The 21,486-nt window shown below is 56.7% G+C and carries 17 protein-coding genes; 11 read left to right on the top strand and 6 right to left on the bottom strand.

All coding sequences use genetic code 11. From position 1 onward, the window contains the following. The first annotated feature begins 22 nt into the window (after positions 1–22). The 6 genes from Q0932_RS01460 to Q0932_RS01435 all read left to right on the top strand — a co-directional run bounded on the left by Q0932_RS01460 (position 23) and on the right by Q0932_RS01435 (position 10,071). The gene (locus tag Q0932_RS01460; protein ID WP_299348908.1) at positions 23–691 is read left to right on the top strand and encodes a hypothetical protein; all 669 of its coding nucleotides are present in this window, start codon (positions 23–25) and stop codon (positions 689–691) included. Between the two features lie 112 nt (positions 692–803). Then, a complete protein-coding gene (gene gltB / locus Q0932_RS01455) occupies positions 804–5,342 on the top strand; it encodes a glutamate synthase large subunit (protein ID WP_299348906.1) in 4,539 nt (1,512 codons plus the stop codon). Positions 5,343–5,463: 121 nt separating this feature from the next. Continuing rightward, complete coding sequence (gene mtgA, locus Q0932_RS01450) at positions 5,464–6,186, top strand: monofunctional biosynthetic peptidoglycan transglycosylase (RefSeq protein WP_299348903.1); 723 nt, start codon at positions 5,464–5,466, stop codon at positions 6,184–6,186. Positions 6,187–6,244: 58 nt separating this feature from the next. Beyond that, positions 6,245–6,910 carry a glutathione S-transferase family protein gene (locus Q0932_RS01445; protein WP_299348901.1) on the top strand — a complete coding sequence of 222 codons (666 nt, stop codon included), beginning with the start codon at positions 6,245–6,247 and terminating at the stop codon, positions 6,908–6,910. A gap of 48 nt (positions 6,911–6,958) precedes the next feature. Next, the gene (gene queG, locus Q0932_RS01440; RefSeq protein WP_299348898.1) at positions 6,959–8,017 is read left to right on the top strand and encodes a tRNA epoxyqueuosine(34) reductase QueG; all 1,059 of its coding nucleotides are present in this window, start codon (positions 6,959–6,961) and stop codon (positions 8,015–8,017) included. A 47-nt stretch (positions 8,018–8,064) separates the two neighbouring features. After that, the gene (locus Q0932_RS01435) at positions 8,065–10,071 is read left to right on the top strand and encodes a hydantoinase/oxoprolinase family protein (RefSeq protein WP_299348896.1); all 2,007 of its coding nucleotides are present in this window, start codon (positions 8,065–8,067) and stop codon (positions 10,069–10,071) included. Positions 10,072–10,084: 13 nt separating this feature from the next. On the opposite strand, the gene msrA is transcribed toward Q0932_RS01435, so the two are convergent. From msrA to ubiE, 4 genes are all read right to left on the bottom strand, one after another. After that, complete coding sequence (gene msrA, locus Q0932_RS01430; RefSeq protein WP_299348895.1) at positions 10,085–10,585, bottom strand: peptide-methionine (S)-S-oxide reductase MsrA; 501 nt, start codon at positions 10,583–10,585, stop codon at positions 10,085–10,087. Further along, the gene (msrB, locus tag Q0932_RS01425) at positions 10,578–11,033 is read right to left on the bottom strand and encodes a peptide-methionine (R)-S-oxide reductase MsrB (RefSeq protein WP_299348893.1); all 456 of its coding nucleotides are present in this window, start codon (positions 11,031–11,033) and stop codon (positions 10,578–10,580) included. The genes msrA and msrB overlap by 8 nt, the downstream gene beginning before the upstream one ends. Before the next feature lie 225 nt (positions 11,034–11,258). Continuing rightward, on the bottom strand, positions 11,259–12,791 hold the full coding sequence (gene ubiB, locus Q0932_RS01420) for a 2-polyprenylphenol 6-hydroxylase (protein ID WP_299348889.1): 1,533 nt from the start codon (positions 12,789–12,791) through the stop codon (positions 11,259–11,261). Further along, the gene (ubiE, locus tag Q0932_RS01415; protein WP_299348886.1) at positions 12,788–13,540 is read right to left on the bottom strand and encodes a bifunctional demethylmenaquinone methyltransferase/2-methoxy-6-polyprenyl-1,4-benzoquinol methylase UbiE; all 753 of its coding nucleotides are present in this window, start codon (positions 13,538–13,540) and stop codon (positions 12,788–12,790) included. Before ubiE ends, ubiB begins: the two co-directional genes overlap by 4 nt. Positions 13,541–13,720: 180 nt before the next feature. Here ubiE and mutM point away from each other — a divergent pair, with 180 nt between their 5' ends. Then, on the top strand, positions 13,721–14,572 hold the full coding sequence (gene mutM, locus Q0932_RS01410) for a bifunctional DNA-formamidopyrimidine glycosylase/DNA-(apurinic or apyrimidinic site) lyase (protein ID WP_299348884.1): 852 nt from the start codon (positions 13,721–13,723) through the stop codon (positions 14,570–14,572). Between the two features lie 64 nt (positions 14,573–14,636). Next, on the top strand, positions 14,637–15,413 hold the full coding sequence (locus Q0932_RS01405; protein ID WP_299348882.1) for an enoyl-CoA hydratase: 777 nt from the start codon (positions 14,637–14,639) through the stop codon (positions 15,411–15,413). 39 nt (positions 15,414–15,452) lie between these two features. Here the strand turns inward: Q0932_RS01405 and Q0932_RS01400 are convergent, their stop codons facing one another. After that, positions 15,453–16,415 carry a helix-turn-helix domain-containing protein gene (locus Q0932_RS01400; protein ID WP_299348879.1) on the bottom strand — a complete coding sequence of 321 codons (963 nt, stop codon included), beginning with the start codon at positions 16,413–16,415 and terminating at the stop codon, positions 15,453–15,455. An 85-nt stretch (positions 16,416–16,500) separates the two neighbouring features. Here Q0932_RS01400 and Q0932_RS01395 point away from each other — a divergent pair, with 85 nt between their 5' ends. The 3 genes from Q0932_RS01395 (at position 16,501) to dnaA (ending at position 20,543) form a co-directional block, all read left to right on the top strand. After that, positions 16,501–18,162 (top strand): sulfatase-like hydrolase/transferase, encoded by a 1,662-nt coding sequence (locus Q0932_RS01395; protein WP_299348876.1) that lies wholly within the window; start codon positions 16,501–16,503, stop codon positions 18,160–18,162. A gap of 272 nt (positions 18,163–18,434) precedes the next feature. Further along, entirely contained in the window at positions 18,435–18,698 is a 264-nt protein-coding gene (rpsT, locus tag Q0932_RS01390; protein ID WP_299348872.1) for a 30S ribosomal protein S20, read from the top strand. A 486-nt stretch (positions 18,699–19,184) separates the two neighbouring features. Next, positions 19,185–20,543, top strand: a complete 1,359-nt coding sequence (dnaA, locus tag Q0932_RS01385; RefSeq protein ID WP_299348869.1) for a chromosomal replication initiator protein DnaA — start codon at positions 19,185–19,187, stop codon at positions 20,541–20,543. A gap of 44 nt (positions 20,544–20,587) precedes the next feature. Here dnaA and Q0932_RS01380 read toward each other — a convergent pair whose 3' ends face one another. After that, on the bottom strand, positions 20,588–21,466 hold the full coding sequence (locus Q0932_RS01380; protein WP_299348866.1) for a phytanoyl-CoA dioxygenase family protein: 879 nt from the start codon (positions 21,464–21,466) through the stop codon (positions 20,588–20,590). Positions 21,467–21,486 lie beyond the last annotated feature (20 nt).

Genomic DNA, 21,486 nt, shown 5'->3' with positions numbered 1-21,486 from the left:
CCGCAGCGAAAGGAACAAGAACATGAACAAGTATAAATTGTTGAGTGCTGCTCTGGCGACCTGTCTTGGAACCGCAAGCTTTGCTCAGGTGCAGACAGTTCCGGCCAACTGCGAGGCCATGGTCACCATTCACCGAGAAAGTTGCATGGTCTCAAATTACGTGCGCTGTGGATCCGTGGTTGAAGTGCACAGCTACGAGAATGGAAAACTGAGCGACAGTCATTATTTCGGCCCCGATTGGGACTTGCTGCGGTATCAGGCCGAGGGTGGCCGTACAGACGCTTCGGTGGTGGAGGGCAGCGCGCCCGAAGCATCGCTGACGCAGGCGCTTGAAACTGGTGAGAGTCTGGGTACGCGCGAGATGGCGTTTTCGACCGGCGTGCTCAAAGGCAACATGGTTGACCTGAAGTCAGAACTGCGTTTCGGCGACGAAGAGGTCCAGATCAGTGGCGAAACCTATCGTGTAGGCACTTTGGTGCGGGACATGACGGTACGCAAGAATGGCGTTGTGTCGCTTTGGTCTTTCCAAGTGCTTGCCGCCCCAGATGCATCACTGCTTATCGAAGGCCAAGTTGATGTGGAGCAATTCGGCAAAGTTCAAACGCTGGCATGGACGCCGACAAAGATTGTCGGGCCAGACGAAACAGGGTTCATGACAACCCAGCCTCTGCCAGGATGTAGCGGATCGTAGGATGCCGGTTTTCGGGCACTTAGAATAACTGAGAATTTTGCGCGCCGGGGCAAATCGAAAACCCCCTGAGATGCGCCTAGAAGATACCCTTGACCGGGACAGGAGACCGTCAATGACGCAATACGACGAAAATTGGGTTCGTGAAGAACAAGCCAAGCGTGACTGGATGGCCGAAAATGGCCTTTACAGCGAAGATGAAGAGCATTCGTCTTGCGGTGTCGGCCTTGTAGTCTCTCTGGATGGCAAACCCAGCCGAAAAGTTGTCGAAGCGGGCATTACTGCGCTAAAGGCGATCTGGCACCGGGGTGCCGTTGACGCTGACGGCAAAACCGGCGATGGCGCGGGTATTCACGTACAGATTCCGGTACAGTTCTTTTATGACCAGATCCGTCGCACGGGCCACGAGCCGCGTCTGGACGAATTGATGGCGGTTGGTCAGGTGTTCCTGCCGCGCACGGATCATGGCGCCCAGGAAGCCTGCCGGACGATCGTTGAGACCGAAGTGCTGCGCATGGGCTACAGCATCTACGGATGGCGCCACGTTCCCGTGGATGTGACCTGTCTGGGTGAAAAGGCCAATGCGACCCGTCCTGAGATTGAGCAGATCCTGATCTCGAACGCAAAGGGTGTCGACGAAGAGACTTTTGAGCGCGAACTGTATGTAATCCGCCGCCGCATCGAAAAAGCGGCTTTGGCGGCGAACATTCGCGATATGTACATCGCGTCGCTGTCGTGCCGATCGATCATTTACAAGGGTATGATGCTGGCCGAGCAAGTTGCCGTGTTCTACCCCGACCTTCAGGACGAACGCTTTGAGTCGGCCTTTGCCCTTTATCATCAGCGTTATTCGACCAACACCTTCCCGCAATGGTGGCTGGCACAACCTTTCCGCATGTTGGCCCATAACGGTGAGATCAACACGCTCAAGGGCAACCTCAACTGGATGAAGAGCCACGAAATTCGCATGGCGTCTTCTTTCTTTGGGGAGCTTGCCGAAGACATCAAGCCCATCGTGCAGGGTGGATCGTCAGACTCGGCCGCGCTCGATTCTGTGTTTGAAGTGATGGTGCGCGCCGGTCGTTCTGCGCCGATGGCCAAGACCATGTTGGTCCCGGAAAGCTGGGCCAAACAGGCGGTGGAACTGCCACAGGCCTGGCGCGACATGTACTCTTATTGCAACTCGGTAATGGAGCCTTGGGATGGTCCCGCAGCCTTGGCCATGACCGACGGTCGGTGGGTCTGTGCGGGCCTGGACCGCAATGGCCTGCGACCCATGCGTTATGTGGTCACCGGGGATGACCTTCTGATTGCAGGGTCCGAGGCAGGAATGGTGCCGACAGACGAAGCCACAGTTGTTGAAAAGGGCGCTCTGGGTCCAGGTCAGATGATTGCCGTCGATATGGCCGAGGGCAAGCTGTACCATGACACCGAACTAAAAGATAAGCTGGCCAATGCCCGCCCCTATGGAGAGTGGGTTGGCAAGATCCGAGATCTGGCCGATCAGCTAGGTAGCGCCTCAGAAAAACCTATGTTCTCAGGCGAAGAGCTGCGTCAGCGTCAAATTGCTGCCGGCTACACCATGGAAGAGCTAGAGCAAATCCTTGCGCCTATGGCTGAGGATGGCAAAGAAGCACTGGCCTCGATGGGGGATGACACGCCCTCAGCGGTTTTGTCGAACAAATATCGTCCGCTTAGCCATTTCTTCCGCCAGAACTTTAGTCAGGTAACCAATCCTCCGATCGACTCACTGCGTGAGTATCGGGTGATGTCGCTGAAGACGCGGTTTGGGAACCTTAAGAACGTTCTGGACGAAGACGGAAGCCAAACCGAAATCGTCATGCTCGAGAGCCCATTCGTCGGCAACACTCAGTTCGAAAAGTTGCTGGAAGCTTTCGACGACACGGTTGTGCGCATTGATTGTAGCTTTGGTGCCGCAGAAGGTGCGGGAGCCCTTCAGGCTGGTCTGGAGCGCATCCGGGCCGAAGCCGAAGACGCCGTGCGTTCCGGTGCTGGCCATATTATCTTGAGCGATGAAGGCCAGAGCGCAGATCGTGTAGCCATGCCAATGATCCTTGCGACAAGCGCTGTTCACAGCCACCTCGTGCGCAACGGACTGCGGACCTTCTGTTCGCTGAACGTGCGCTCGGCGGAATGTATCGATCCGCACTACTTCGCTGTGCTGATCGGTGCAGGCGCCACAGTGGTCAACGCCTATTTGGCCGAAGACTCGCTGGCCGACCGTATTGAGCGCGGGCTTCTGGACACAGATCTGACCACGGCTATTGCACGGTATCGCGAAGCAATTGATCAGGGTCTTTTGAAGATCATGGCCAAAATGGGCATCTCGGTGATTTCGTCCTATCGCGGCGGTCTGAACTTTGAGGCCGTGGGTCTGAGCCGCGCCATGTGCGCCGAGTACTTCCCCGGCATGACCAGCCGTATTTCGGGCATCGGTGTTAGCGGTATTCAAACCAAAGCGGCAGAAGTGCACGCCAAAGGCTGGCTGAGCGGGCAAGACGTTTTGCCTATTGGCGGCTTTTATAAGGCGCGTAAGTCTGGGGAAACCCATGCGTGGGGTGCGCAGACCATGCACATGATGCAGGCGGCCTGTGATCGTGCGTCTTACGAATTGTGGAAACTGTATTCGGCCAAGATGCGGTCGAACCCACCAATCCATTTGCGCGACCTCTTGGACATCAAGCCAATGGGCAAGGCGATCCCGATTGAAGAGGTCGAGTCGATCACCGCGATCCGCAAACGCTTCGTGACGCCGGGCATGTCTTTGGGCGCACTTAGCCCCGAGGCGCATAAAACGCTGAACGTCGCGATGAACCGCATCGGAGCCAAGTCGGATTCGGGTGAAGGCGGCGAAGATCCGGCACACTTCGTGCCTGAACCAAACGGTGACAACCCCTCGGCCAAGATCAAGCAGGTGGCTTCGGGTCGCTTCGGTGTGACGGCTGAATACCTGAACCAGTGTGAAGAGCTGGAAATCAAGGTCGCACAGGGTGCGAAACCGGGTGAAGGTGGTCAACTGCCGGGCATGAAGGTCACCGACCTGATCGCGCGCCTGCGTCACTCGACCAAAGGCGTGACTCTGATCTCACCTCCGCCGCACCACGATATCTATTCGATCGAAGACCTCGCGCAGCTGATCTATGACCTGAAGCAGATTAACCCGCGCTGTAAGGTGACGGTAAAACTGGTGGCGTCCTCGGGCGTTGGCACGATTGCCGCCGGTGTGGCCAAGGCAAAGGCGGATATCATCCTGATCTCGGGCCACAATGGTGGCACGGGTGCCTCGCCCGCAACCTCGATCAAATACGCCGGCCTGCCGTGGGAGATGGGCCTGACCGAGGCGCATCAGGTTCTCGCCATGAACAACCTGCGCGAACGTGTGACACTGCGAACCGATGGCGGCTTGCGCACCGGCCGCGACATTGTCATGGCCGCGATGCTGGGCGCCGAAGAATACGGTATCGGCACCGCCGCGCTGATCGCGATGGGCTGTATCATGGTGCGTCAGTGCCAGAGCAACACCTGTCCGGTAGGCGTCTGTACTCAGGATCCTGAGCTGCGCGCCAAGTACACCGGCTCGGCAGACAAGGTTGTGAACCTCATCACCTTCTATGCGCAAGAAGTGCGGGAAATCCTCGCCTCAATCGGTGCGCGCAGCTTGGAAGATGTCATTGGTCGCGCCGATCTGCTTGCGCAGGTTTCGCGTGGCTCGGCGCATCTGGACGATCTGGACCTGAACCCGCTGCTGATCACCGTCGATGGCGCGTCCGAGATCGTTTACAACCGCGACAAAGGCCGCAACGTTGTGCCAGATACACTGGACGCCGAGATCGTGCGCGACGCGGCCCGCTTCCTTGAGGATGGCGAAAAAATGCAGCTGTCCTATGCGGTGCAAAACACGCACCGGACCGTGGGCACGCGCACCTCGTCGCATATTGTTCGCAACTTTGGCATGCGCAATGCGCTGCAAGACGATCACCTGACGGTCAAGCTTACCGGCAGTGCGGGTCAGTCTCTGGGGGCCTTTGCGGCACCTGGCCTTAAGATCGAAGTATCGGGCGACGCCAATGACTATGTGGCCAAAGGTTTGTCGGGCGGCACAGTCGTCGTTCGTCCACCCATGTCGTCGCCTCTGGATGCCTCTGAGAACACAATCATTGGCAACACGGTCCTCTACGGCGCCACAGACGGTTACTTGTTCGCCGCTGGGCGTGCGGGTGAACGGTTTGCGGTGCGGAACTCGGGCGCCAAGGTCGTGATCGAAGGCTGTGGCGCCTGCGGGTGTGAATACATGACCGGAGGCGTTGCCGTAATCCTTGGGACCATCGGAGCCAACTTTGGCGCAGGTATGACTGGTGGCATGGCATATCTCTATGATCCAGAGGGCAAGGCCGAGAGCGTCATGAACATGGAAACCCTGGTGACATGTCCGGTGACGGTTGCCCATTGGGAAGACCAGCTGAAAGGTTTGATCGAACGCCACCTGGAAGAAACCGGCAGCCGCAAGGCCGCGGATATTTTGCAGCACTGGGATATCGAGAAAGCCAATTTCCTTCAGGTTTGCCCAAAGGAAATGCTCGTTCACATTCCGGCACCACTCAGTGAAGAAGAAGCTGCAGTTCCGGCAGAGTGATCAGAGAAAGCACATGTTTCAAAAGCCCCGCAGGTGTTTGCTTGTGGGGCTTTTCCTTTGTCACCACGGTTGATTGAAATGAACCAACCCATTAGGCCCTTGGGGACGGCAGGAATGAGTCATGGCAAAGAAAAAGACAAAAAAAACCAAGGCTGAACCCAGCCTGATGCGGCGCCAGTGGCTGCGTGTCCGTCGCTTTGTTCGTCGCGGAGCGGTGTGGGTCGTGTCGCTGACAATCTTTGCCGTTCTGATCTTTGCGGTGGTCAATCCGCCCATTACCTGGACAATGCTTTCGGAAAAGCGCCGTTTGGGCCAGATCGACCGCGAGTGGGTTGCCATTGAACAAGTCGCGCCCATTCTGTTGCGTTCGGTCGTGGCTGCCGAAGATGCGAACTTTTGCCAACATTGGGGTTTTGACATCAAAGCCATCCGGGACGCGATGGAAGACGGTGGGTCTCGCGGTGCGTCTACGCTCAGTCAGCAAACGGTCAAGAATGTCTACCTGTGGCAAGGACGCAGTTGGGTGCGCAAAGCGTTGGAGGCTTTGCTGACGCCAGTGGTGGAAATCGCATGGTCGAAACGTCGAATTCTAGAAGTCTATGTCAACATTGCCGAATTCGATGAAGGTGTGTTTGGCGTGGAAGCCGCCAGTCGCCACTATTTTGGTGTAGGTCCCGAAGATCTGAGTGCCGTGCAGGCCGCACGACTGGCAGCAATCCTGCCAGCCCCCAAATCGCGCTCGGCTTCGAAACCATCCGCGGCTATTCGGCGAAAGGCCGCTCGGATCGTCGACGGAGCGGAAACCATCCGCCGTGATGGGCGCGCGTCTTGTTTCGAGGATTGAAAAAGACGCGATCCCGGTGCATTGAGGGGAAGTATTCAAAATTGCTCGTGATGTACCAATGAACCGACTTTTTCATGTTCCGTTGTCCCCATTCTGCCGCAAGGTGCGCCTTTCGCTTGCCGAGAAGCGGATTGAGGTCGAGTTGGTGGAAGAGCGATATTGGGAGCAGGATCCGGATTTCCTGCGTCGCAACCCTGCCGCCAAAGTTCCCGTGCTAAAGATGGACGGTAAAATGATGGCGGAAAGTGCCGCCATTTGTGAATACATCGAAGAGCAATACCCCGAGCCCTCATTGATGCCGCGTGACGCAGATGGCCGGTATGAGGTTCGCCGTTTGGTGTCATGGTTTGATGACAAGTTTCACCACGAGGTCACCTCGAAACTGCTCTACGAACGCGTTAACAAGAAGATGATGTCACAGGGGTACCCCGACAGCACCAATGTCAAAGCCGGTGCGCGGGCGATCAAGTATCACCTGGACTATATGGCATGGCTTTTGGATCACCGCCGCTGGCTTGCTGGTGACGTGATGACGTTGGCCGACTTTGCTGCTGCGGCGCATCTTTCGTCACTGGATTATATTTCGGACGTCGACTGGAATCGATCCGAAGTGGTCAAGGATTGGTACGCCAAAATTAAATCACGCCCGGCGTTCCGGTCGGTTCTGGCCGACCAGGTTCCAGGCTTCTTACCCCCACAGCATTATGCCGATCTCGATTTCTGATAGCCTTTTGATTTCTGGCAGAGCGCTCTGCATTTTTGGCGACTCATGATGTCGGATGACCTCAAATCGCGATTGGTGAGAGAGGCGCAAGAGATGGGCTTCGATTTGTGTCGTATCTGCCGCCCGGATTCTGTCGGACAGGTGCCCAAGAACCTTAATGGCTTTCTCGAAAGGGAATACCACGGTCAAATGGATTGGCTGGCTGATCGCACCCATTGGCGTGGCAATCCCGCAGTCCTCTGGCCTGAAGCCAAGTCGATCATCATGTTGGGTGAAAGCTATACGCCGATGCATGATCCAACGCGGGTTCACGCAATGCCGGACCGCGGTGCGATCTCGGTCTATGCCCAAAACAAAGATTACCACGACATCGTCAAAAAACGCCTCAAGCGGCTGGCACGCTGGCTGATTGCCGAAACCGGGGATGCTACGCAGGTCAAAGTATTTGTCGATACAGCTCCGGTGCCGGAAAAGCCTCTGGGTCAGGCAGCAGGCCTTGGATGGCAGGGTAAACACACCAATCTTGTCAGTCGAGATCTGGGGTCCTGGTTCTTTATTGGATCGGTGTTTACGACCGTTCAACTAGAGACTGATCCAGCGGAAATTGACCATTGTGGGTCATGTCGGTCGTGTTTGGATGTGTGTCCGACTGATGCATTTCCTGCCCCCAATCAGATCAATGCAACACGCTGTATTTCTTATCTCACGATTGAACATCATGGGCCGGTAGATGTCGAACTACGCCCGCTGTTGGGCAACCGAATTTACGGCTGTGACGATTGCCTTGCGGCTTGTCCCTGGAACAAGTTTGCAATTGATGCGCGCGAGATCAGGTATCACGCGCGCGATGATCTGACGGCTCCGGCATTGGCGGATCTGGTAGAATTTGACGACGCCGGATTCCGAGCGCATTTCTCCGGTAGCCCAATCAAACGCATTGGCCGAAACCGATTCATACGCAATGTGCTCTATGCAATTGGGAACAGCGGGCAAGTTGCCCTGCTAAACAAAGTTGAAACACTGCTGCTCGATCCCGACGACACGGTACGTGACGCGGCGTCCTGGGCGAAAGAGCGGTTACAAGAGGTCGCAAACAGGCCTGACTGACGTAATCCTGCGTGTCAGTCAGAATGCGCGAACAGACGAGGTTTCTCATGGCATTGTCACTGGGGGTGGACACGGGCGGCACGTATACCGATGCCGTTCTGGTCCGGGACGAACAGGAAGTGATCGCAACGGCCAAGTCGTTGACGACCCGGCATGATCTGGCCGAAGGCATTGGTGCTGCCGTCAGTGCCGTCCTGACCGAGGCCGCGATTGATCCTGCCGAGATTACCTTGGCGTCGCTGTCGACCACTTTGGCCACCAATGCACTGGTTGAAGGGCAGGGTGGGCGTGTTGCCCTGATCCTGATTGGATTCCGAGAAAGTGATCTGGAACGCCACGGGCTAAACGAGGCCTTGGCCGGTGATCCTGCAATTCTTTTGTCAGGTGGACACAACCATTCGGGCGACATGAAAGAGCCGTTGGATGAGGCAGCTTTGGCCGAATGGCTGACCGCGCATGGACGTGAAGTGTCGGGCTATGCTGTTGCGGCCCAGTTCGCGACGCGCAATCCGGCTCATGAACAACGCGCGGCAGAGATGGTTCAGGATCTGACCGGGCGTCCCGTAAGCTGTTCGCACCATTTGTCGTCAAAATTAAACGGCCCCAAACGGGCAATGACCGCTGTATTGAATGCGCGGCTGATCGGCATGATCGAGCGCCTTATCCGGCAGGCAGAAACCCGGTTGGGAGAGCTCGGCATCACCGCACCGCTTATGGTCGTTCGCGGTGACGGTGCGTTGATCTCGGCAGATTTTGCGCGTGAGCGTCCTATCGAAACTATTCTCAGCGGCCCTGCGGCATCGATTGTTGGCGCGCGCTGGATGACAGGGGCGCAGGACGCTTTGGTAAGCGACATTGGCGGTACGACGACCGATGTGGCGGTTTTGAGAAATGGGCGTCCGTCGATTGACCCTGACGGGGCGCGTGTTGGCCCCTATCGCACGATGGTCGAAGCCGTTGCCATGCGGACTTCTGGTTTGGGAGGCGACAGCGAGGCGCACTTTATTTCCGAGGGACTAAAGGGCGGCGTGACGCTTGGTCCCAAGCGCGTGTTGCCTGTATCGCTCATCGCGACAGAGGCCCCTGAGATTGTCCACAAGGCTTTGGACGAACAGCTCCGGGCTGCCGCGCCGGGTGAGCATGACGGGAGGTTCGTGCGTGCTGTGCCTGGAGTTCCCCGGGACGGGGTGGAAGGGCGTGAGGCAGCGCTGTTGGATCGCATCGATGATGCTGTTCATCCGTTGGCAACGGTGCTGCGAAATCGAATTGAGATCAAAGCCCTCCGCCGATTGGTTGAACGCGGCATCGTACAAGTTGCCGGCGTGACACCGTCGGATGCAAGCCATGTTTTGGGGTCCTTGGCATCGTGGGACAAGGATGCAGCGCAGAAGGCTCTGACACTCTTTGGGCGTCGTCGCACCGGGGCCGGCAACATGCTGGCGCAAGACCCAATGGGCATGGCCAGGATCATCATCGACCAACTGACACAGCAAACGGTTTTGGCATTGTTAGAGACTGCTTTTGCAGAGGAAGAGGAGGGGTTTGACATCCCGTCTAGTCAATTGGCTCGCCATGTTTTGACCCAGCGTGCCTTGGGCGGGCATCGCGGATTGGTGCGTCTGGATGCCGGTCTGAACCTGCCAGTGATTGGTCTGGGGGCCTCAGCCTCAACCTATTACCCTGCCGTTGGAGAGCGGCTGAGTTGTCAGATGGAACTCCCTAAACATGCGGGCGTGGCAAATGCCATTGGCGCGGTTGTTGGGCGTGTGACCATCCGACGTTCTGGCGAAGTCAGCGCGCCTGCCGAGGGGCGCTTCCGCGTGCATCTGGCCAGCGGTCCCGAGGATTTTGCCGATGCCCAAGAAGCTTTGGGATATCTTGAAGACCATCTGACAGAGATGTCCCAGCGTGAGGCACAACAGGCTGGCGCCGAAGGGATTCGTGTGTCGGTTATAAAAGACATTCGCACCGCGGAAGCCGAAGGTCGCGAGATCTTTGTGCAGGCAACCCTAACCGTTGAAGCGTCAGGGCGCCCTCGCATCGCTGCAGAGTAAGACCTCGGGCACCTCAGACGTCGCGCTTTGGCAAGACCCAGCCCGGACGCACAAAGTGGCAAGTGTATCCGTTGGGGTTCTTAACCAGATAGTCCTGATGGTAATCCTCGGCTTCCCAAAAATCCCCAACGGGTTCTACTTCGGTCACGACCTTTCCCGGCCACAGACCCGACGCATCCACATCTGCGATGGTGTCCAGCGCCACGGCTTTCTGGTATTCATCGACATAGTAGATCGCCGAGCGATACGACATGCCACGGTCATTGCCCTGACGATCCGGAGTGGTCGGATCGTGAATCTGAAAGAAGAACTCCAAAAGTCGGCGATAGGTGGTCTGAGTCGGGTCAAAAGTGATCTCAATGCCTTCGGCATGGGTGCCGTGATCGCGATAGGTGGCATTGGCCACGTCGCCACCAGTATAGCCGACGCGGGTCGAGATCACGCCCTCCATCTTGCCGATCAGATCTTCCATTCCCCAGAAACACCCGCCTGCCAGAACCGCACGTTCAGTCATTTTTGATCTCCTCCACCTGGTCCAAATAGGCGCCATAGCCTTCGGCCTCCATGTCGTCGCGATGCACAAAGCGCAGGCTCGCAGAGTTTATGCAATAGCGCAGCCCGCCACGATCCACAGGGCCGTCGGGAAATACGTGCCCCAAATGGCTGTCGCCGTGCTTGGACCGCACTTCGGTGCGGACCATGCCATGCGTGTTGTCGTGGTGTTCAGTCACATGTGCGGTTTCAATCGGCTTGGTGAAACTCGGCCAGCCGCAGCCAGATTCGTATTTGTCAGAGCTTGCAAACAACGGTTCACCAGACACAACGTCGACGTAAATGCCCGGGTCCTTGTTATAGAGCAGCTTGCCCGACCCCGGGCGCTCAGTGCCGCTTTCCTGTGTCACCCAGAACTGTTCATCCGTGAGTGCGGCAACGGCGTCTGGGTCTCGATGATAGGTGGTCATGTGCGTCTCCTGAACTCCCATTTCGCTCTGGTATTAAATGGGTCTGCGGGCGGAAATACAAACAACCGTTTCAAAACCATGACAGAGAGTTGATCTGAACGCGGGTTTGGGAAGTTTTCCCCGCCAAGCGAAACGCACACATGGCAAGTCTCGTCAAAACGCGAATTGAAATGGATGTGCTGGTTGCCGAACCGCCCGGTGCCGGGAACTTGGCGGGTTGTTAGTCTAAATCAGCGCCAGAACGATCAAGACTGCTGCGACCCCAATCACGGTACCAGCAAGGCCGCCAGCTAGGGCTACAGGCCAGACACGCGAGTTTTCTTCTTCAACTGGCGTGGCCTGACGGATCAGGGCGCTTTCCACCAGTCCGGGCAAACGTGGTCCGAAGCGAGCCAGGACCCTCGCAGTCTTCATCAGGTCACGCCCCAATGCCTTGGGGCCGATGCTTTCCTTGATGTAGCCTTCGACTACCGGATGGGCGACGTCCCAGATATTGACCTCAGGGTCCAGTGACCGGGCCACTCCCTCGACCACCACCATGGTGCGCTGCAACAGAATCAGTTCGGTGCGGGTTTCCATGCCAAAGCGCTCGGTCACTTCAAAGAGATAGCTCAGCAAGCGCCCCATCGAAATCCGCGTCGCGTCCATGCCAAAGATCGGTTCACCCACGGCGCGCAAGGCGCGGGCAAATTCATCAACATTCCGGTCAGCAGGCACATAGCCCGCCTCAAAATGCACCTCGGCCACACGCTGATAGTCACGCTGGATAAACCCGAACAGAATCTCGGCATAGACCCGGCGGGTGTATTCATCGATATGGCCCATAATGCCAAAGTCATAGGCAATGATATCGCCATTGGCGGCGACCTTCAGGTTGCCCTGATGCATGTCGGCGTGGAAATATCCGTCACGCAGCGCGTGGCGCAAAAACAAGCTCAACACCCGACTGCCCAATGCGTGGCGGTTGTGGCCTGCGCGGTCCAGCGCATCGTTGTCACCCAAGGGGTCACCTTCGGCCCAGCCCAACGTCATTACGCGGCGGCCGGAATGCTCCCACAAAACGGTGGGAACACGGAACCCTTCATCCTTGGCCGTATTGGCTGCAAACTCACTGGCCGAAGCTGCCTCGAGCCGTAAATCCAACTCGCCAGCCACCACGCCGTCAAAGTGTTCAATCACGTCGCGAGGACGCAACCGGCGCGACGCGGGCGACAGGAACTCGATGGTGTCCGCCGCAAAGTAAAACGCGTCAATATCCTTGCGAAACGCGCGTTCAATGCTCGGACGCAGCACCTTGACAGCGACCTCCTCACCGGTCTCTTTGATCCGCGCCTTGTGAACCTGGGCGATCGACGCCGCCGCAACAGGTTCGGAGAACTCCGAGAACAGCTCGTCAACAGGCAGGCCCAGCTCGTCCTGCACTGATTTCTTGGCGATCTCGATGGAAAACGGCGGCAGTTTGTCCTGCAACACGCGCAGTTCGGTCGCCAGATCAGGCCCCACAACATCGGGGCGCGTTGAGAGAACCTGACCAAACTTGATATAGGCCGGTCCCAAAGCATTCAGCGCCCGCACAACAGGAGGCATCGACGGATCCCCCTTGATTCCGAGCCAACGGAACGGCCAGATCACCGTGCGCGCCACGATCCGCAGCGCTTTCGGCGCTTCCATCGCGTCCATCACCTCGCGCATGGCGCCAGTGCGTTCCATCGTGGCGCCGGTGCGGATCAACCGCCAGATATTGTGCGGTCCTCTCAAATCTTCCACCCCGAGTGCAGCGCAGCGATGCCCAGTGACAGGTTGCGATACTTGGCGTTCTCAAACCCGGCGGTTTTCACCATGTCGAGAAAGGTGTCCTGATCGGGGAAGTTGCGGATCGACTCGACCAGATACTGATAGCTGTCGCGGTCATTTGCGATCATCTGACCCATGCGCGGGATGATGTTAAAGGAATAAAGGTCGTAGGCCTTTTGCATCATGTCGTTTGGGATTTGGCTGAACTCCAGCACCATCAGACGGCCGCCCGGTTTCAAAACGCGGAACGCTTCGTTCAGCGCTTCTTGTGGCCGTGTCACGTTCCGGATGCCGAACGAGATCGTGTAGACGTCAAAGGTGTTGTTCTCAAACGGCAAGGCCATTGCGTCGCCGACCACCCAGTCCAAGCTGTCGGCCATCGCTGCCGCCTCGGCCCGCTTGCGCCCCTCAACCAGCATCGGTTCGGTCAAATCCAGCACCGTGGCATGGCCGTGGCCTGCGCGATCCAGAAAACGAAACGAGATATCACCGGTTCCACCAGCAACATCCAAAAGACGTTGGCCGGGACGTGGTGCCAGCCAATCCATCATTGCATCTTTCCAGACCCGGTGGATGCCGAGGCTCATCACGTCATTCATCACGTCATACTTCGACGCGACCGAGTTAAAGACTCCCTGAACCTTGCCGGCTTTTTCCGCCTCGGGGACAGTTGTGAACCCAAAATGGGTGGTGTTCTGATCGTTGTCGCTCATGGCCCAAACCGCAAATTAGTCCCGCTCTTCATATAGGGGGTTAAAGGGGCATACAATGCGGCGATTGTGGGGGCGGAAAAATCAAGAATCCGAAAAGGTGTTCATCTAAGAAAGCAGTTCCCCCAAGCCTGTTTGGTATGCGACACAGGACGAAGCACCAGCGAATGACGAGGCCATCAAATGCCAGAACTGCCCGAAGTTGAAACCGTCCGGCGGGGCCTCTTGCCTTCGATGGAAGGCGCGCGGTTCGCGCATGTCGCGGTGAATCGCCCTGACCTGCGCTGGCCGTTCCCGGAGCGGATGGCTGAACGGTTGACGGGCGCGCAGGTGACAACCTTACGGCGGCGATCAAAATACGTCCTCGCCGATCTCGACAGGGGAGAAACGCTCCTCATTCACCTTGGCATGTCGGGGCGCATGACCGTGTCTGGCGATCCGCTGGGCCAGTTTGTGCATGACCACCCGCAGGCCGAAAAGCATGACCACGTGGTCTTTGACCTGGACAATGGCGCGCGCGTTACGTTCAACGATCCGCGCCGGTTCGGGGCGATGGACCTGTTGGACACGGCCACCGCTGACCAGCACCCGCTCTTGGCCAGTATCGGGCCAGAGCCATTGGGAAACACCTTCGACGAAGCTTACCTCGCGGAACAACTGAAGAATCGCAATACACCGATCAAATCCGCGCTTCTGGACCAGAAGATCATCGCCGGTCTGGGCAATATTTATGTTTGCGAAGCGCTTTTTCGCGCTGGCGTGTCGCCGCGTCGCAAGGCCGCAAATGTGTCTGCAAAACGCGTCGCTGAGTTGGTTCCAATCATTCGCAAGGTGCTGTCTGATGCCATCGATGCGGGGGGGTCATCGCTGCGTGATTTCCGGCAAGCCGATGGAGAGCTTGGATATTTTCAGCATAGTTTCGATGTGTACGGTCGGGAGGGTGCGCCATGTCACACCCAAGGCTGTACCGGAACGATCGCCCGAATCACCCAATCGGGACGCTCATCCTTCTATTGTCCGCAATGCCAAAGATAGCTTGATCCGGCTCTCAGGAATGGTAAGGAATCGTCTTTGACCGGAACAAGAGAAAGCATCACTCATGGCTTTTGAGACGATCATCGTCGACGTTGAGGACCATATCGCCCTCATCAAACTAAACCGCCCCGACGCCCTGAATGCCCTGAACCAACAGTTGCTGGGAGAGCTGATGGTTGCGCTGGAAGACGCAGACGCCAACGACAAGGTGCGTTGCGTCGTGCTGACCGGCTCAGAGAAAGCCTTTGCCGCCGGAGCGGACATCAAGGAAATGTCCTCGATGAGCTTTGTCGACGTAAATGCGTCGAACCTGTTTGCTGCCTTCGGCGATGGCATTGCCCGCATCCGTAAACCTGTCATTGCTGCCGTCAGCGGTTATGCATTGGGCGGTGGTTGTGAGCTGGCGATGGCCTGTGACTTTATCATCGCCTCGGACACCGCCAAGTTTGGCCAACCCGAGATCAACCTCGGCGTTATTGCTGGTATGGGTGGATCGCAACGACTGACCCGTTACGTGGGCAAATCGAAATCCATGGATATGAACCTCACGGGCCGTTTCATGGACGCCGAAGAGGCCGAACGCGCTGGGCTTGTCAGCCGCGTTGTGCCTGCCAAGAAGTTGATGGACGAGGCCATGGGCGCGGCTCAGAAGATCGCCGAGAAATCGTTGATTACTGCGCGCACCGCCAAAGAGGCCGTGAACCGCAGCTACGAGACCACTTTGACCGAAGGTCTGCTGTTCGAACGCCGCGTGTTCCACGCACTGTTCGCCACCGAAGACCAAAAAGAGGGCATGAATGCCTTCATGGAAAAACGTCAGGCGCAGTTCCGCGACCGGTAAGCACTGATTTTGTGCCGGACGCTTGTTTGCGTCCGGACGCTACCTGGCCAGATGCCTTTGCCGCGTTTGCAGGGGCGTTTCGCCATAAGCCAGCCTGTAGTCCTGTGAGAAACGGCCATGGTGCCAGATTCCCTGCGAGGCAGCCAATTCGCCTATTGCTGTGTGTCGGTTGGGCGCCTGCTTCAACAACTTCCGTACCCGCGACAGCCTGAGCGATCTTAGAAAAGCGTAGGGTGTAATCTGAAATTTCTCACGAAAGGCGTATTGCAGAGTTCGCTTGCTGACATTGGCCTGATTGCACAGTTGCTGCATGTCCACGGATGCCAAATCAGACTGTTCAAGGAACTCCAGACAATTGCGGATGGCACGATCACGTGCCCGCAAGTTGGGGCGCTGGCGATAGCGAGTCTGGAGTTGGGCCACCCACGTAGACACCAAAAGCTCGGACAATCTCTGAACTGAAGCACCCAGCGCTGTTGTGGGGCCAGTTAGGCAGGATTCCAACTCGGCACGCACGCCTTCCAACACCCGTGCAGGCAATCGGAACACCTCGGGCAATGTCACAGGGTCCGGACAAGCGATTTTGAGCGACTCGCAAATCTCTCGAAGCCGTAAGTCATCGACGGAAATAGTGTGGACCGCAAATCCCTGACCGTTGACGCAACGTACCTCACTTCCCGGTTTATAGACCAGGACTTCGCCCTCGACCGTGTCTAGCGACCGCCACCAGATGTTCCCGACACCTGCCTTGCGCACAACGAAGGTGAACACCCCCGGCGGCGCGCTTCCGAATTGATCAAAGCTGCCATTCAGACCGCAGTAGCCGTATGCCCCGCCAGCGCAGAGTTTCTGAACAACTTGCCCGGCCAGACCCTTTTCCGGGTCAATCCTGAGCGGGCGCAGATCCAGATCCCAGAGGCGTACAGTATCGCAGAGGACATCAACATCGGGAAATCCAGCATCCAAGAGCACCGTAGGTTCATCTGCGACACGATCAATCATACATTCAATTTGCGCTTTTCGGATAAGTGGTCAAGTCTGCCTTGTCTTAAACAGTTTTATCAATCGCAAAAATCCGAGGTCGCGCATGCAACGGAATCTCCTGTCAGGATTGGCCTATTCAGCCTTTCTGTTCACCAAGTCCATACCGGCAATGGCTGATCAAAACATCATCCATGACGCTGAATACTATATTCTCGAGGCTCAGCATGGTGAGGTCTGGGCGGCTGACGATCAGACTGTGGAAGAAAAACTTGCTGCGTTCCGTGAACGCAACGAGGGCAAGCCACCGAATATTCTCTATGTTCTTGTCGACGACCTGTCTTTTGGCGAGATGGGCATTCCTGAACTCAACTATGTGCGAGGTTCGCAAACGCCACGCATCAATGAGTTTGCCGACCAGGGCCTGTCTCTGATGCGCATGTATACGGAACCCTCCTGTACGCCATCTCGCGTGGCCATGATGACAGGCCGCCATCCGGTGCGGAACGGATTGGGTGAGGTGAAGGCCACCGTCGCTGGCGAAGCTCTGGCCGCTGAAGAAGTGACCATCGCCGAGGCGCTCTCGGACAATGGCTACAACACCGTGCATATCGGCAAGTGGCACATGGGTGATATTGCCGAGGGCTATCCGCACAATCAGGGCTTTGACTATGCGTCTTTTCCCATCCACCAACAGGTTTTGCTGGGTTTCATGACTCCTGAGTCTGACCATTCCCAAGTCATGCAGGGTTGGCTGCCCGGGTCCAGCACTGACCCATTTGCCTTGGATGCCACATTCAAACCCGACGGGCTGGTCTATTCGCTTGAAGCGACCAAGGGTGAGTTGGCCCGTGAGGTCGATTTCGCGGCAGGAGAACGTTGGACGCAGGCCCATTACGACGCAATGCACGAAAAGTACCAGAGCGAGACCATCGAGCACCTTCGGCGGTTGGCAGACGAGGGCAAGCCGTTCTTCCTGCAATACTGGCCTCTGATACCGCTGGAGTTTGACAGAACCAGGTTTGACACCTTCGAGACCGCCAATGGTGGCACCGGAGTTGAAAGCCTTCGCCAGCTAGACACGTGGTTTGGCGAGATCGTCGACGAGGTGGATCGTCTCGGGATCGCAGAAAACACCCTAATTGTACTGATGGCGGACAACGGTCGTTTCCGGCAGTACGATAGCACACTGGGTTTCAGTGGCACCATCTATCGGGGCGGCAAAGTCGACACCTCGGAAGGCGCCATTCGCGTCAACGCCTTTGCCCGTTGGCCGGGTATGATCGCCGAGGATACGCTGGCAGGCGACATGATTCATATTGCCGACCTGTTTACCACCTTTGCACGTCTGGGCGGTGCCATGGACAGCGTGCCGACTGACCGGGTGATAGATGGCCTTGACCAGTCGGCACTGCTTCTGGAGGGTGAAGGCCACGGTCGCCGAGACTACGTCTTTGTCTATAGCACCAACGTACTGCGTGCGGTGGTGAAGCAAAAGTTCAAGCTCGAGCTCCCCCCTCCCGGCTCGCCAGGTGTCTCAGCCAGTGTCTATGACCTCTATCGTGACCCTCGCGAAGAGAACCCCCTGACCGCCATCGCACTCTGGGCGTCGGCCAGCTATCAGGATATTATCGCGCGCCACATGATGACGGTTCAGAAGTACCCACACGCCGAGGTTGGGCGCGACCGTCCTTACAGCGGCATTGAGAATCTGCGCCCTGAAAGTGTCCGAATGGTCGAAGAGTTCGAACGTTGGCAAGATCGCTAAAGCGAATTATGAGACGGCGTTTTTGGGCCCGCCGGTATTAAAGCTGGTGGGCCCAGTGATTCTGCCTGTCACGCAATGGGTGTGGTTGCACTGACACGATGCGGATCGGGTGTTTATGACTTGCATCCTAGCCAAAAATCGTTAGTAAGCGCCGTCATACATGCGCGTGCAGCCCGCTCAGGCTTGAATCGATTCTTCCTACGAGGAAGACGTCCTGTTCGGGAAGTGGCACGCAATATACTGAACGAACACAAGATAAGGACCTGAGATTCATGGCAAACTCACCACAGGCAAAGAAACGCGCCCGTCAGAACGAGCGTCGTTTTGAAGTCAACAAAGCCCGCCGCTCGCGCATCCGCACCCACCTGCGTAAAGTCGAAGAAGCGATCGCATCGGGTGACAAGGACGCTGCAACTGCGGCACTTCGGGCTGCTCAGCCCGAGCTGATGCGTGGCGTCACCAAAGGCGTTTACCATAAGAACACAGCGTCGCGTAAAATGTCGCGCCTGGCAGCTCGCGTTAAGGCAATCGCCTAAGTCAGACTGTCCAAGTTATTGATGTCAAAAGGCGTCCCGCCACGGGGCGCCTTTTGCTTTTTGTGACCTTGCTGCAGGCGCAAGAGATTCTTTTTCACAAAACCCCGAGTCAAGTTCGAAGATCGGTTGCTTGGTCCGCAAACTCGTTGCTAGTTTCGAACCTGCGATTCACATCGTGTTTTGGGGGGGACAGACTCCATATTGACGGGATCCATTGAGATCCTGTTGGGGTAAGACCGCAACTATTGTCTTTGCGGCGCTGCCAGTTTGGCCGAAGAAGCTGCGGCTTCCGGTCTGTCCTGAACGTCTGCGCAGCTCGCGCGAAACAAACATCACCTATTGGGCAGGCTGCCCAAGGGGCAAGGTGAGTTTTGTTTGTTTTGTATGAGTGTTGGGTACGTGCAGATCTGGAATGATGTGGTCGTTGAACGGCAGAAATTCAGAGTGGAAACACTCGCAGACGGACGGCACCAGAAACGGGGACACATGACACAGGAACAATGGGGCGCATTGAAAAAAGACATGCTTAAGACGGTTGGTCAGAACAATTTTAATACCTGGATTGAGCCCCTTGAATATGCAGAGCTGGCCGATGGTGTGATGACCTTTCACGTCCCGACCAATTTTCTGGGCAATTACGTTTCACAGAACTTCGGCGATTTGATTCTGCATAAATTGGCGAATTCGGGAACCAAGGTTCAAAGACTGCATTTTCGTGTTGCTGCGAATACGGCTGCGCGCCCCGGATCTCGTATGGCTGAGAGTGCGGCCAAGCCTTCAAAGAACGCTGAGTCCCGTGGCGAATTGCCGGGTGCCCCCCTTGATGCACGGTTCACCTTTGACAGTTTTGTCGTCGGCAAGCCGAATGAATTGGCCAATGCAGCCGCCCATCGCGTTGCCGAAGGTGGACCTGTGACCTTCAATCCATTGTTCCTCTACGGGGGCGTTGGCCTGGGCAAAACACACCTCATGCACGCCATTGCATGGGAGCTTAAGAACCGCCGCCCTGACCTCAACGTCGTATATCTCTCGGCCGAACAATTCATGTATCGATTTGTTCAGGCTTTGAGAGATCGCCGGATGATGGATTTCAAAGAGCTGTTCCGTTCGGTTGATGTTCTGATGGTGGATGACGTTCAGTTTATCGCGGGCAAAGACAGCACGCAGGAAGAGTTCTTTCATACGTTCAATGCCCTTGTGGACCAGAACAAGCAGATCATCATTTCAGCGGATCGCGCGCCTGGCGAAATCAAGGGTCTTGAGGACCGGATCAAGTCTCGCTTGCAGTGCGGCTTGGTTGTTGACCTGCATCCCACGGATTACGAACTGCGCCTTGGCATCCTGCAGTCCAAGGTCGACCAATACCGTGCCCAATACCCCGAGTTGCAATTGGCTGATGGGGTTCTTGAGTTTCTCGCGCATCGCATTTCGACGAACGTGCGCGTACTCGAAGGCGCGCTGACTCGCCTATTTGCTTTTGCATCCTTGGTTGGCCGCGAGATCACGATGGAGCTGACACAGGATTGTTTGTCAGATGTGCTGCGTGCTTCTGAGCGCAAGATTTCCGTGGAAGAGATTCAGCGCCGCGTCGCTGAGCATTACAACATTCGCCTCAGCGACATGATCGGCCCCAAGCGTGTGCGGACACTGGCGCGTCCGCGTCAAGTGGCGATGTATCTGTGCAAGCAGCTGACCAGCCGGTCGCTGCCAGAAATTGGCCGTCGTTTTGGCGGGCGGGACCACACAACGGTCATGCATGGTGTCAAGCGGATCGAAGAGTTGCGCATCCAAGACGGCCAGATCGCCGAAGATCTTGAGATGCTGCGCCGCGCACTCGAGGCCTGAGATTAGCCTCGTAGGTCGGACAAGAATGTCCGACCTGCAGACAATCACGCGTACCATTTATCGTCTACATAATGCGGCTCAGGTCGCTCGTGAAGTTGTTCCCATTTGCACAGTTGAGGTGTGGCGCCCAAAGGGATTGACGTACCGTTTCGAAAAGCCCATTCGCCCCGATCTGAATTCTCTGCTCTGACGTAGCTGGAAATCGCAAACGCCCGGTCCTGTTGCGACTCGTTTGGCAGCGAACCATGTACCGTAAGCAACCCCCAGAGGGCCATATCCCCGGGTTGCATTTCAAGCGGAACAACTGAAGCGGGATCAATGCCCTTGGCCCGCAGTTCTTCTTCAGCGGTCAGCCCCTTCATGATCTGGCCGTCGCCTTCGTCGGACAGGCCAATGTATCCCAGCTTGTGCGAGCCCGGCACAACCTGAAGACAGCCGTTTTCCAGCGTCGATGGATCAATCGCCAGCCCGGTGTTCACTGTCGATCCGGCAATATCGACATAGGCGTCTCGCGCCTCGCGAAACCTCAGATCCTGATGAAAGCGATATCCCGTCAGCCCGGCTCCGGGTGGTTTCCAGTGGATTTGCTGGGCCACCTGTTTGATGTTCTTTCCAAGAATTGGCTCGAGCAGAATTCGATAGCTTTCAGAACGACGAAAAGCCTCGAAATACTCTGACATCCAGCTCATCCAATAGGCTTGAATCACATAGCGGCTGCCAAAATCTGCCTCTGGCAGAATTTCAAAACTCAGGTTTCCGTGACGCCATGTGCGCGGATGCTCCAATCCAGCTTGGTAGATACGGTCGGTTTCCGTTTTGAGGCGGTTCAGCGCGTCCCCGTCGATGAATTGGCGGACCAGTGCAAACCCCTCTTCGCGATATTGCTCGGCGGCATCGCGGGCTTGTTGGGTGGTGATCGTCATGACGGTGCCTCCTCTTGCTC

This window comes from uncultured Shimia sp., assembly GCF_947498095.1.
Classification (GTDB): domain Bacteria; phylum Pseudomonadota; class Alphaproteobacteria; order Rhodobacterales; family Rhodobacteraceae; genus Shimia.
This window is presented reverse-complemented; position numbering and strand designations above follow the sequence as displayed.